General features: G+C 61.4%; 14 protein-coding genes. 4 read left to right on the plus strand and 10 right to left on the minus strand.

Annotation, left to right across the window (positions count from 1 at the left end; all coding sequences use genetic code 11):
* The first annotated feature begins 159 nt into the window (after positions 1-159).
* From I2I05_RS05850 to I2I05_RS05860, 3 genes are all read left to right on the plus strand, one after another.
* Entirely contained in the window at positions 160-864 is a 705-nt protein-coding gene (locus I2I05_RS05850; protein WP_196281283.1) for a DoxX family membrane protein, read from the plus strand.
* 443 nt (positions 865-1,307) lie between these two features.
* Positions 1,308-1,955 carry a zinc ribbon domain-containing protein gene (locus I2I05_RS05855; protein ID WP_196281284.1) on the plus strand — a complete coding sequence of 216 codons (648 nt, stop codon included), beginning with the start codon at positions 1,308-1,310 and terminating at the stop codon, positions 1,953-1,955.
* 126 nt (positions 1,956-2,081) lie between these two features.
* Positions 2,082-2,444, plus strand: coding sequence for a glyoxalase superfamily protein (locus tag I2I05_RS05860; protein ID WP_196281285.1), 363 nt, complete (start codon positions 2,082-2,084; stop codon positions 2,442-2,444).
* A gap of 20 nt (positions 2,445-2,464) precedes the next feature.
* Here the strand turns inward: I2I05_RS05860 and I2I05_RS05865 are convergent, their stop codons facing one another.
* The 3 genes from I2I05_RS05865 to I2I05_RS05875 form a co-directional block, all read right to left on the minus strand.
* Complete coding sequence (locus I2I05_RS05865; protein WP_196281286.1) at positions 2,465-3,295, minus strand: alpha/beta hydrolase; 831 nt, start codon at positions 3,293-3,295, stop codon at positions 2,465-2,467.
* A 665-nt stretch (positions 3,296-3,960) separates the two neighbouring features.
* Positions 3,961-4,356 (minus strand): hypothetical protein, encoded by a 396-nt coding sequence (locus tag I2I05_RS05870; protein ID WP_196281287.1) that lies wholly within the window; start codon positions 4,354-4,356, stop codon positions 3,961-3,963.
* 367 nt (positions 4,357-4,723) lie between these two features.
* Positions 4,724-5,728, minus strand: a complete 1,005-nt coding sequence (locus tag I2I05_RS05875) for an App1 family protein (protein WP_196281288.1) — start codon at positions 5,726-5,728, stop codon at positions 4,724-4,726.
* Between the two features lie 247 nt (positions 5,729-5,975).
* Here I2I05_RS05875 and I2I05_RS05880 point away from each other — a divergent pair, with 247 nt between their 5' ends.
* The gene (locus I2I05_RS05880; RefSeq protein WP_196281289.1) at positions 5,976-6,875 is read left to right on the plus strand and encodes a diacylglycerol/lipid kinase family protein; all 900 of its coding nucleotides are present in this window, start codon (positions 5,976-5,978) and stop codon (positions 6,873-6,875) included.
* Between the two features lie 46 nt (positions 6,876-6,921).
* On the opposite strand, the gene I2I05_RS05885 is transcribed toward I2I05_RS05880, so the two are convergent.
* From I2I05_RS05885 to I2I05_RS22120, 7 genes are all read right to left on the minus strand, one after another.
* Positions 6,922-7,275, minus strand: coding sequence for a DUF3140 domain-containing protein (locus tag I2I05_RS05885; RefSeq protein WP_196281290.1), 354 nt, complete (start codon positions 7,273-7,275; stop codon positions 6,922-6,924).
* A 145-nt stretch (positions 7,276-7,420) separates the two neighbouring features.
* The gene (locus tag I2I05_RS05890; RefSeq protein WP_196281291.1) at positions 7,421-8,668 is read right to left on the minus strand and encodes a serpin family protein; all 1,248 of its coding nucleotides are present in this window, start codon (positions 8,666-8,668) and stop codon (positions 7,421-7,423) included.
* Between the two features lie 175 nt (positions 8,669-8,843).
* A complete protein-coding gene (locus tag I2I05_RS05895; RefSeq protein ID WP_196281292.1) occupies positions 8,844-9,218 on the minus strand; it encodes a cupin domain-containing protein in 375 nt (124 codons plus the stop codon).
* Positions 9,219-9,363: 145 nt separating this feature from the next.
* On the minus strand, positions 9,364-9,960 hold the full coding sequence (locus tag I2I05_RS05900) for a hypothetical protein (protein WP_196281518.1): 597 nt from the start codon (positions 9,958-9,960) through the stop codon (positions 9,364-9,366).
* Positions 9,961-10,134: 174 nt separating this feature from the next.
* Entirely contained in the window at positions 10,135-11,352 is a 1,218-nt protein-coding gene (locus I2I05_RS05905; RefSeq protein ID WP_196281293.1) for an MFS transporter, read from the minus strand.
* Positions 11,353-11,452: 100 nt separating this feature from the next.
* On the minus strand, positions 11,453-11,842 hold the full coding sequence (locus I2I05_RS05910; RefSeq protein ID WP_196281294.1) for a hypothetical protein: 390 nt from the start codon (positions 11,840-11,842) through the stop codon (positions 11,453-11,455).
* Between the two features lies 1 nt (position 11,843).
* A complete protein-coding gene (locus I2I05_RS22120) occupies positions 11,844-11,969 on the minus strand; it encodes a hypothetical protein (protein WP_262895139.1) in 126 nt (41 codons plus the stop codon).
* Positions 11,970-12,222 lie beyond the last annotated feature (253 nt).

Genomic DNA, 12,222 nt, shown 5'->3' on the forward strand with positions numbered 1-12,222 from the left:
TAATTGCGGTCGAGCCTGAAGCTCAGCCGCCCAAGCAATACAAGCCCCGTCAGCTCCTGACGGGGCTTTTTTGTGAATAGGAATTTCTCTATTTATTGCAGCCGCATCTTGTGTTGCGGGGTCTTTCGGCAACATTTCACCTTTGCTCGCCTTTTCTGCATGAATCCCTCGCCGACTCTTTTCTACACCCTTTGCATTGCGCTTCCGGTTGTTGCCACGGCGGTGGCATTGGCAGTTGGCGGCCCGCTGCGCCGGCTGTACGTGGTTGGCAGCCGCTTGCTGCTGGGCGCCCTCATGTTGGGCGGTGGGCTCTACAAGCTGTCCGACAACCACCTACCGGGCCTGATGGGCCCGCCCATGGACCACGCTTTCCTGGCCAAGCACAGCCTGGAAATATTCGGGCAGTTCATCGGCGTGGCGCAGCTGCTGATTGGCTTGCTGCTGCTTTCCGGCCGGTTCGCGCTGCTGGGCGCGGTGCTGCTGGTGCCCATGTGGCTCAACATCATTTTCCTCACCTGGTCGCAGCACTGGACCGGCACCCCTTTCCTCACCACCGGCTTTCTGGTGCTGAACATCGGCCTGCTGCTGCACGACTTCCCGCGCCTGAAGTGGCTGCTCTACCCGCCCGCTGATGCGGCGGCCCTCCGCGCCCAGCGCCTGCAAACCGCCCCACTGCCGGTAGAGCTACTGTGGTGGCTGGGGGCCGCTACCATTGTCGTCGGCAGCCTGCTCTACCCTGTTTCACTGCGCGCCATGACCACGACGATGCTGCTGGGGGTTGTGTTGCTGGTCGGCGCCACCACCTGGCACTACTATTTGAAACGCCAGCGGCTGCCGCAGCCGCCCGTGCCTCAAAAGCAATAAGCATCCAACGCTGTACGTGCTTTCGCCCGCAACCTGCGCGCCAGCAGCGGCGGCCAGTTGCAGAGCATGCTACAGCATCTGAAGACTATTTCCAGCAAATTGGCAGGCATTCAGCAAGTGCTGGCCTACTTAAAAGCCATTTCCTCCCGCTTCGTTTGTCATACTGAACGGAACATCTTATCACGCCACAGCGACTTGGTCAGCGATGGATAGTTGCTTCGCTCCGCTCAGCGTGACAGGAGGCGGTGAATTACCCAGTTGCATTTCGGCTTTGCACCTTGGCGCAAAAGCTGCCCCATTATTGGGAATTAGGATTTTGCTGGCGGAGCACGCTAACAATCTCATTGCATTGCGAAATGAGAATTAGTAACTTAAATAATTCGATACTACAGCCCAGCTAAGTTGCGCCCCCTACTTTTGCCCCATCCTCCACCCTTTCTGCTATGAGCACCTTGATACAGTTTGTTGCCAACCACGACGACCTTTCCACCGACAAAGGCTTCCAGTTCAAATTTCACTGCGACCGGTGCCGCAACGGCTACATGTCGCGGTTTCAGCCCAACGCCATGGGCATTGCCAATAGCTTGCTGCACGCGGCCAGTAGCTTGTTTGGCGGTTTTGGCGGGGCCGAGAATGCGGCTTACCACCTGCAGCGGGCCGTGGGCGGCAAGGCCCACGACTCGGCCATGGAAACGGCCGTGGCCGAGGGCAAGCAGCACTTCAAGCACTGCACGCGCTGCGGCCACTGGGTGTGCCCCGAGGCCTGCTGGAACGCGGCCGCTGGCCTTTGCGAAGACTGCGCCCCCGACGAGCAGGAGGAGCTGCGCGCCCAGCAGGCCCAGGCCACCAGCGAGCAAATCCGCACCAAAACCCGCGAGCAGGACTACACCAAAGCTATCGACTTCACGAACCGCGACGGGCTGGTGCAGTGCCCCAACTGCCAGGCCAAACTGGCCCCCGGCCAGAAATTCTGCCCCCAGTGCGGCACCCCCAACGCCGCTGCCCAACCCAAGGAACGGTTCTGCACCGGCTGCGGCGCTTCTCTCAAGCCCGACCAGAAGTTCTGTGCCGAATGCGGCACCAAAAACTAGGCACCGAAAGGCAGCAAAGCGCCCGTTTGCATCGAAGTTGTTCGGGGAAAACAATAAAACAACCCATTCCGAACGGCAGGACGCTGTGTTAATTTTCCTAGCTGCTTCATTCTAAATTCTCTTGCCATGGCTACGGTGAAGCCCATCCTCCGCATTTTTGACTACTCCAAAGCGCTGGAATTTTACCGGACCTGGCTGGGCTTTCGGATAGATTGGGAGCACCGCCCGCAGGGCAGCCCGGGCTACCTGCAAGTATCGCGCGACGACGTGGTGCTGCACCTGTCCGAGCACCACGGCGACTGCTCGCCCGGCGCCCGGGTCTTCATCGACGACTTTGCCGACCTCACCGCGTTTCACCAGCACTTGCTGGCCCAGCACTACCATTATAACCGCCCTAGCCTGTTTTCGCCTTTCTACGACCCCACGGCGCTGGAAATGACCGTCACCGACCCATTTGGCAACCGCCTCACTTTCGTAGAACGGCGGTAGGCGGGCGCCCCAGCGAGTAGTTAGGCTTTGCCTCCGGCCAGAAAACGACCAATGGCGCGCACGTAGCCTTCGGCGAAGAACGTTTCGGTTAGTTTTTCCTGCGCACCGAGGTGGCCGCAGTCGATGGCGAGGAGTTGGCGGCGCTGGCTTCGGCGGGCGCCCTGCACCACGGCGGCCGAATCGGCCAGGGGCGTGTTTTTGTCCTGGATACCGGCGATGAGCAGCCACGGGCAGCGCACCCGGGCCGCCACCCGCGGGTAGGCCGCCGCTTCGGCGGGCAGCGTCACGGTTTTGTTGAAGGCGGCCTTTTGGTAGGCCACCACGCCCGGCAAGTCGCCGGGGTAGCCTTCTGTGACGAGGAAATCGGGCTTGGCGCGGGCCGCTACTTCCGACCCAACCAGGGCGCCCATCGACAGGCCCAGGATGCCCACTCGGTCGCGGGGCTGCAATCGCCGGGCCTCGGCCAGTGCAGTGCGCAGGTCAATGGCAAACTCTTCGTAGTACAGCCGCTGCCGGTCGAGCACCACAGCCTGGCTGTGGCCGAAACCGCGGTAGTCGAACAGCAGCGAGCCGTAGCCGGCCTCGGCCAGCGCCCGCGCCGTGTAGATGTTGCTGGACATGTTGTAGGAATCGCCGCCGGCCACGACCACCGTGGTGTGCTGGTCGGTGGCCTGGGCCGAGGGCTCAATCAGCCAAGCCACCAGCTTCACGCGGTCGGGGGTGGTCATCTCCACTTGCCGGTACTTCAGGCCCAGGGTATCGGGCGTGGCCCACCACGCGGCCACGGGCCGGATGGCAAAGGCGGGGGCGGCGGCGAGCAGCGTCAGGCACAGCAGAAGGAAGCGGACCATAGAACGAGGAAATAAGAGCGAATAGCCCGGCACCATGCCCAGGCGTTGCACAGACCCCGCCCGCCCACCGACGTTGCACTGACTGCCCGGCAAGCCGCGGCAGAGCAGCTGGAGATACTGCTATTGGCCGACTTACGCTGTGCGCAAGCAGCAAAAAGCTCCACCAGTATCTGGCGAGGATTTTTAATTAAGGCTTTTATTTTCTTGGCAGATTCTCTGCTTTAATAACCCTGCCGCTTCCTTCGTTTCCACCAGCCGCTCGGCACCTTTTGATTCTCGCTAACGGCCTGCTTCTCCCAGACTGAACCTTGAATAAAGGCAATTGCTCGCTCCACCTAGTAAGAACGTGTTTGGGAATTGTCATGCTGAGCTGGTCGAATCAGCTCTTCCGCTTCATTTAGAGTTTTCTCAACGAAGCGGGAGAGCTGATTCGACCAGCTCAGCATGACAAAAACAACGTTTTTGCAAAGTCTCAAACACGCTCCAAGCTCCAGAAAATCAGCTCTAAGCAGCCTTTCGCAAACTTTGAAAGTCAAACGAATTTCTTGAAATCACGCAGCCAGGCAAGGGTTCACTTTCAGGTCAGTCAGCATATCCTTACACCTCGTGGGAGTCGTTCAGGAAAACGAGGGTCTAGTTGATGTGGCCATTTGGAGTTAGGAAACTCATAGAAGTTCTACTGCCTGGCTGGTGATTTTTTGACAATCCACATGCAACACGGGCAAGTGGTCGATGGCGAGTAGCACTTTCTGCCGGCCCTGTTCGCGCTCGAAATCTGCTTGCGGCAGCAGGCGACATTCGTCCAGTTGGTAGCCAAGTTCCAATTGGCCGGATTTGCTTAACACCGCCTCAATGAGCCGGTGCACCCCCTCCACGTCCGCCCCGTGGCGGATGCCCGAGAGCACGACCTGTTCGCGGCGGTGGGAAAACCGGTTATTCGTGAATGACACGAGCAATAGCGTCAGCCGCAAGCGACCTGCCGTTGCATCGAACACGAACTGCTCCACGACCGCGTCGTGCAAGGCAGCAAAGAAGGCGGGCGTGACCGGGAGAAAGGGCATCGTACGAAGGTAGCCCAGTGCTTCAGCCACTAGGCTAAACGCGGGCAAGCCTTTTATTGAAAAGGTAGAATTTCTAGACGAAGCGCTACCATCTCCTCCCCATATATTTCACAAAAAAAAGTCCCGCCAGCAACTGGCTGGACTTTCTGTTACTCCTGTGGCTTAGGTGGCGGGCGTTGTGGGCAGATTGCCTTTCTGGTCGTTCCCGCCCAACACAATCAGCTTGGTGTAGCCTTGGAAGCGCAGTCACACCTCGTGCTTGTCGGACGAATTCTGGCAGGGCTTGAACTACACCCGGATTTGCTGGAGCAGGTTGTTGTTGCGGGCCAGCAGGACGGTAAGCGTTTTGCGGTCGGTGGCACTGGCGCTACAGCACCATTTGCTGCGAATGCTGCAGCGCGTCGCGGCTGTGCTCGAAGTAGCACGTCTCCACCCCCGCCTGTTTGATTTCGGATAAGGCCGCTTCGGCGGCGGGCCGGCCCCCGGCGTGCACCTGCCGAATGTACACCGCCCGCACCCGGCCCGGGTAGCGCTTCACCACGGCCGCATAGATGCCGGGGTCCTGCTGCGAATCATCGCCGAGAAGCACGAAATGCTGGCCGGGGCAGGCTGCGAAAATGCGCACAATGCGGTCGAGCTTGGTGGCGTGTTTATTTTGGCCCGACTGCGCGAGCTGGCTCAAACGTTTGAGCTGGCTGAGCTGAAACACGCCCTTGGGCATGTGGTGGTGGGCCGCAAACTCCACAATAAAGTCGTAGAGGTTCCACTCGCTGCTACTCACATAGAAGAAGGCATTGGGCCGCGCGGGCGTGGCCGGGCCAGCTTGCGCCAGCCACTGGTAGTGGGCCGCCACGTCGGCAAAAGGAGCCCGGCTGCGGGCGTTGCGGCTCAGCAGCACCCACAGCCGCTGCCAGCGCGTGGCCGAGTGCGACACCAGAAACGTGTCGTCGATGTCGGAGATGAAAGCGTAGGGCGTTTCGTAGGGCACGTGCACCTCGGCGGTGACATGGGCCAGCCGGGCGCCGGTTTCGGTATCCAGCAGCTCGGCCATGGCCGGGTGCCAGCCGGCTGGCAGGGGAGCCGGCACCGGCACTTCCACCCGAAAGAAGCCGTCGGCGTCGGTGCGGGCGCCCACGGTGTGGCCGCCCACGGTCACGCGCACCGGCACATCGGCCCAGGGCCGCACCAGAAACAGCCGCAGCAAGCCCCAGGCATTGGCCCAGAAATTCACCCGCTCGTACCGGCGCGCCAGCGGGCTCTGCCGGAAAGCGTGACCCTGCACCACCACGCAGTCGGGGCTGCCAAAGCCGCGGTACAGTTTCAGCGTGGGTTGCCGGGTGAGGCGGAACCGGGAGAGGAGTTTTTCGGTCATCAGAAGCAGAAGTTCGGCCGGGAAGGGAGGAAACCCCGTTACGAAGGAGTGAGCGGATTGGATGAGTTGGGTATCCTGGTGCCTTTCGACTCCTGTTGCTCTTCGTTATAAAAAGCAGAAGGTCATGCAGAGCGCAGCGAAGCATCTTGCGTGCTACCACTAATCCATTTTACTGATTGAATTACTCCCCCACGCGAGATGCTTCGCTGCGCTCTGCATGACGGATAATAGCTTAACATATTTGCCCATGCCCTCCCCTTCTTCTCCCCTACGCTTCCTCTTTGTAGTAAACCCGGCCTCGGGCAGCGCCGAGAAAACGGACTGGCACAAGACCATCCGCGAGTACTTTGAGCCCCTGCCCCACACTGCCGAGGTGCTGGAGCTCACCGGCCAGGACGACGGCGCAGCCCTCAAAGCCCGCATCGAAAAAGACCACCCCCACCGCCTCGTGGCGGTGGGTGGCGACGGCACCGTGAAAATCGTGGCCGAGCAGGCCATTGCTGCCAACCTGCCCCTGGCCGTGCTGCCCGCGGGCTCCGCCAACGGCATGGCCAAGGAGTTAACCCTGCCCCTGGACCCCACGCAGGCGCTGGACATCGCCGTGCATGGCCAGGAGAAGGAAGTGGACGTACTCTACCTCAATGGCTCCGACCTCTGCCTGCACCTGAGTGATATTGGCATGAACGCGCAACTGGTGCGCCACGCCCAACGCCAGAACTGGAGCGGGATGCTGGGCTACGCGCGGGCCGCGTTCTGGTCGTTGCTGCGCCGACGCCTGATGCGCGTCCGCATCCAGACGGATGAGGGCGAAGTGGAGCGCACTGCCTTCATGGTGGTGCTGGCCAACGCCCGCGTCTACGGCACCGGCGCCACCATCAACCCCGACGGCGATGTGTCCGACGGCAAGTTTGAAGTGGTGGTGCTGCGCCGCCTGGTAGGCCGCGAGCTACTGAAAATGTTCTGGCGCTTCCGCCCCTTCGACCCCAAAGCCGTGGAAATCTTCTGCACTACCTCCGTGAATCTGGAAGTGCGGCGGCGCGTCGACTTTCAGGTCGATGGCGAGTACCGAGGCCGCACCAGCCACGTCGAAGCCGAGATTAAGCCCGGTGCGCTGCGCGTGCTGGTGCCAACTGAACAGCAAGCATAAAAAACTCCCCTCCTCGGTAAGAAGGGGAGTTTATCATCCTACCCAGCTATTTCTTCTTGTCCTTGAGCGGGTCGTGGCCCCAGTTCATGAGAGAGTAGCGCCAGCGGGAGGTTTCTACGTCGGCGGTGTGCTGGGGCTCCTGCGCCGAGTGGCGGCTCACATAGCTGTGCACCTTGTGCATGTGGGCTTCGTCGTCGGGCGTGAGGTCGGCTTTTTTCTTGTGCAGAATGTCGATGATGCGTTCGCCGGAATGATGGCCAATGCTGGTGCCATCGCCGCTGTCTTGGCCTACGGACTTGGATTCATCGGTTTTCAGCCATTTCTCCAACTCCGAGGCCGTCATGTTGACGTCCTTCTTGAAGGCGGCGTGAATGTCGTCTGGCTTGGGTGCTGTTGCCATAGTAATGAAGGAATTAGTGGAAGGAAATGTGGACAGAAATAACCAGCGAGCCGCCAGATGGTTAGGCAAAAACAAAAGCCCTTGCCTCCGAAACGGAAACAAGGGCTAGTGAAAAAGGCCAGGGCTGCAACCCCGTTTCCTCCTCCTAGGGGTTGGTGAGCTGCCCCATGAACAGAATGGCGTTGGATTCCTTCTCCCGAATGAGGAACAGGAAGGGCCGGTCGACCTGCACCACGGGCGGCACCGACGTTCTGATGATGCCGATGGACGTCACGGCCGCGGCTTCGGTGCCTTCCTCATTCACGTCCAAGTACGTTTTGTGCATAACGCTGCTGATGGACAGCCCACCGGAATTACCGGCCAGCATGCGACCGAAATTGGCCTGATTCGAGAAAGCCACGCCCATGCCCAGCTGCGTGAGGACGTCGTTGAGTTCCTGCTTGTATTCGAGCCGAAACTTGGGCAGGCGCAATTCCAGCGTGGTGGTGTCGGCCGCGGCCAGCCAGGTGGTGAGTTGGGCCTGGGTGAGGCGGCCGGCCACGTCGCTGAGGGTGGCCTTGCCCTCGGGCACCACCAGGGTCATGCTGAAGTGGCGGTCGCCGTAGGGCAGGTCGATGAGCTGCTGTTGGCCATCGGAATAGAGGCGGTACTTGCCCTTGGTGAGGCGCATCATGTCCACGGTGCGGGCTTGGCCGTTTTCGAGGGTGAAGGGCGCCGGGCGCGTCTGCTGCGGGTCGAAGCGGTAAGTCCAGCTGCCTTTAAAGTAGAGGGCGTTGATTAAGTACAGGACATCGTTGGCCGTGGTCTGGTCCACAATGCTTGTAATCTTGCCCTGGGTTTTGGTGTTCACCCAGTTGTTAATGGCGTCTTTGGCCGTGGGCGAAGCGAAATTGACGCTTTGCACCGTGGCCTCGAACGCCGCCTGGTTTTGCTGCACAAACGGGGCCGCCAGCGGGTACTGCTGGCCGTGCCAAATAGAGTTGGCCGCGTTGAATTTCACCTGGTTGTCCACGCCCGTGAGCAATTCAAACAATGACTTAAACGAGTCGTTGATTTCGGCATCGGTTTGCGGCGTGAAGCCCAACGTCTGCTTCATGTCGGCTTTGGTGCTGCCGTCGGCCCCGTTGTAGGCCATGGTGAGCGCGGCCGAAATGCTGAGCGGCGACACGCACATGTTTTCGGTAGGAGCCCCGCTGCGGAGCTTGGCAAACGCCCGAAACGCAAAATCGTTGGAGCTGGAAACGGTGCTTTTTTCAGCGGCCGTGAGCGGGCGCATCGGAATTTCGGCCGCGTCGGGCACTACGTCGGCATTTTTTTGGCAGGACCCCAGCAGCAGCGAACCGGCCGCCACGCAAAGCAACGCCGACCGGTATAAGGCAAACGACACAGACATAAAAAGCAGAATTTGGGTGAGGAATGGGAGAAAGATGCCCCAGCCGGGGCCGCCAAACTCCTGACCGGCGGCATGCGCCGAAGGTTGCAGCACCGTTTTCCTGCCAAGCGTCGCGCTTCGCAATTGCGCACTTCTTCTGCGTGCTCTACTTCCTAAACGCCATTTTTTGGGGTTGCTAGCCGCGCTTCAAGCCCAACCGCTCCACGGTTTCGCCCTCAAAGTCGAACTCGATGAGTATGGCCGGCTCGTCGCCCACCACCCAGCCGTCGTGGCCCGGGGCGATGGCCACGGCCTGCGGCGCCACAAACTTCTCAATGGTGCCGTCGGCGTACTGAATGTCGAACTCGCCACTGGCCAGGAAGCCCACATGAGCGTGCATGCAGAGCGGTGTGCCCACCATCTCCTTCAGGTTTTTGGACCACCGAAACCCCTTCGGGTACACAATGCGCTTGACGCGGGCGTTGCCGGTCTGCACCACATCGACGATTACACCGCCTACTTCGCGGCGCGTGGCGCCCTTCATGGGGCTCAGGAGCGGGTTCGTATTCATGCCTCAACTTACAAATTAAAAACCAGTTACTTGAGTCCTCCTATTTGCGCAAGCTTGTTTTGTAGTTGCCCACCGCTGCCCCAAAAAAGCCCCGCTGCTGCGGCAGCGAAGCTTCTCAAGAGCCTTTTTGGCAAATTGCACGCAGCTATTTTAAAGGGGCGGCTACTACGGCGGTGTTGGCGGGCAGCGGAATCTCGCGGGAGGTTTCGAAGGTGCCGGGCTCGGCGGCGGTTTCCTCCACGCGGCGCTGCACAATGCGCAGGCGGCGGCCGTCTACGTTCAGCACGGCCAGGTCGGAGCTGGTGCCGGAAGCGGCGTGGTAGCTACGAAACCCCATGAGCATGCCGCTGGGAAAGCCGGCCTGCTTGGCTTTGTTGGCATCCACGACATCGGGCTTGCCGGCAAAATTGCCGAGGTCGATTTCCAGGGGCTTGGCGCCCTGCAGCAGCAGGCGGGCGTTGGTTTTGGGGTGGCTGGGGTCGTCGGCGTTCGGGGCGGGCTTGAAGCGGAAAGTAGCTTTCAGCGTTTCGGCCTCGCGTAGTGCTGGCGCAACGGGCGCGGGCGCCGTGGCGACCTTATCGGCAGGCGCCGCGGCAGAATCCAGGTTCGGGGGCGGCGCGGGCACATTGGTGGTGGTCGTGGAGGCAGGTGCGGTGGTGGGCTGTTCCGCAACGGGAGCCGTTTGGTTGCAGGCCGCAAGCAAGAGCGCGGCCCCGCCCAGGAGTAAGTACGAAGGTTTCATGCAGGGGAAAATGAGGTTTTCAGCCGGCAAGGTACACGGTGTAACGATGCCCGTTGGCGGGGCCGTATTGCACGGCCTTTCTCACACGAATAGGAAGCGACTCTTTCCCGAAAAATGGGTAAAAGCAGCGTGGCACACAGCCGGTTTCCCCCGTTCGTCAGCGACCTGTAAGCGCTATTGCACCGACGATTTGTTTGCGGCCCGGCGGGTAGCCAGCAGCCCCAGCACCGGCCCTGGCGCCAGCAGCAGAAACAGGTAGCGCGCTTCCACCAAGGCCTGCAGGCCCGCAAAAACCTGCAGGCTGACAATGGTGAGTGCAAACCCCAGACACGTGACGAGCGTGAGCGCCGTACCCGTGGCGGCTTGCGGCGCCCGCTGCGCTACTAAGGCCGAAAATTGCGGCGAATCGGCCACCACGGCCATTCCCCACACCAACACGCCCACGCCAAACGCCGGCCGCGGCAACGCCAGCAGCAGCGGGCTGAGCAGGCAGCACGCCCCCGACACCGCCAGCGCCACCCGGGCCGTGCCCAGGCTGCCCCAGCGCCGGGCCAGGTAGCCGCCCGCCACGCAGGCCGGTGCCCCGACCGCAATTAGCCCGAAGGCCCAGCTGGGACTTATTGGCCCGGCTTCGGGGTGCAATTGGGCGTGGGTAGCCAGCAACAGCGGCACAAACGCCCAAAACGTGTACAACTCCCACATGTGCCCAAAGTAGCCCAGCGCCGCCTGCCGAAACGGCCGCTCGCGAAACACGTCCCACGCGGCTGCCAGTTGCAGCCGGGCGCCCGGCCGCCGAAACGGCCCATTCGGCACCAGCAGCCACAGCAGCACGCCCCCCAGCAGCGCCAGGCCCGACGTAGCCAGTACCACGGCCTGCCAGGCAAAATCGGCGGCCAGCCACCGCAGCAAGTGGGGCAAGGCCGTGCCCAGCACCAGCGCGCCCACCAGGTAGCCCAAAGCCCGGCCCAGGCCGTTTTCATAATAATCGGCCGCGATTTTCATGCCCACCGGGTAAATTCCCGCCAGGCACAGCCCCGTGGCAAAACGCAGCCCCAGCACCGCAGCGGACGGGGAGCCCGGCAGCAACAGGGCCGCATTGGTGAGGCTGCCCAGCACGGCGCACAGCAAGAACAGCCGCGCCGGCGGCACCCGGTCGGCCAGCCGCAGCAGCCCGAACACCAGCGTACCCACGATAAACCCCAACTGCACCGCCGATACCACTGCGCCCAGCGAGGTGCCGACCAAGCCGGACTCGCGCAGCAAATCGGGCAGCACCGCGTTGCCGGCAAACCACAGCGAGGTGCAGGCAAACTGCGCAAACACGATGGTGGGCAGCACCCACCGGGGCCGCTGGTACGTCGAGGCGGATGAAAGAACCGATGCAGTAGCCAAAGCAGAAAAATTCGAAGGGAATGCGAGCCAAACCTACGCCAAAACCCCTGCTGCCGCGCCATTGGCACGCCAGCAAGTCCATTTCAAATAAGCAGTGCATTTAATGGCCAGGCCGCACCGGCCCCGGAGAACGATTGAGCCAATAACGAAACGTCAGGGTGCCTGCGGCGTAGGCCACCGCGTCCCATGAGTCGGCTACGGCCGCGGTCGAGACACAGGGCAGGAAGGCCTCAAAAAAGAGCGAAACATAGGCCCAAGCCCCAACCAACCACGAATCGGGCAGCACAAAGGCCAGCGACCGGGCCACCAAGCGCCGGTGCGCAGCCAGCGCCAGGCTCAGCACAACGGGCATGGCCACCACATCGCCGAGGTAGCTGGTGAGCAGCTCCGGCAGGGGCCAGTGCAGCGCGCGCCGGTTCAGTTGGAAGGCGAGGTACACGAGCGTGGCCCCCACAAACAGCGGATGGCGGAATTCGGGCCAGCGCTTCATCTCATCCCGCCACCGCGGCCACTACCCACATAATGAAGCTCAGGATGGCCGCAAAAGCCAGCTGCCCGCCCCGCACGATGGTCTTGAGAAAGCGCGTTAGGGGTGCGTCCTCGGGGTTAATTTCCATCAGAATGACCGAAGGCGTCTTTTGATTCGCCACTTTCTCCCGCGCAACGGCACTTTTTGCGGCCTGCGGGTCAAGCAAATTGCCGCAATGCTCGCACCGGTCATCCGGCTTCTGCTGCCAAGTAGACCACTGGAAGCAGGAAGGGCATTTTTTGGACGCGAAAAGCGGAGAATCAGGCATTTTGCACGGCACCTGCCTCAAAGTGGAGCGGTCAGGTTTTCAGGGAGCAAAGTAACGGCATCTCCCTTCCCCT

The sequence above is a fragment of the Hymenobacter jeongseonensis genome, assembly GCF_015694725.1.
GTDB classification, from domain to species: Bacteria; Bacteroidota; Bacteroidia; order Cytophagales; family Hymenobacteraceae; genus Hymenobacter; species Hymenobacter jeongseonensis.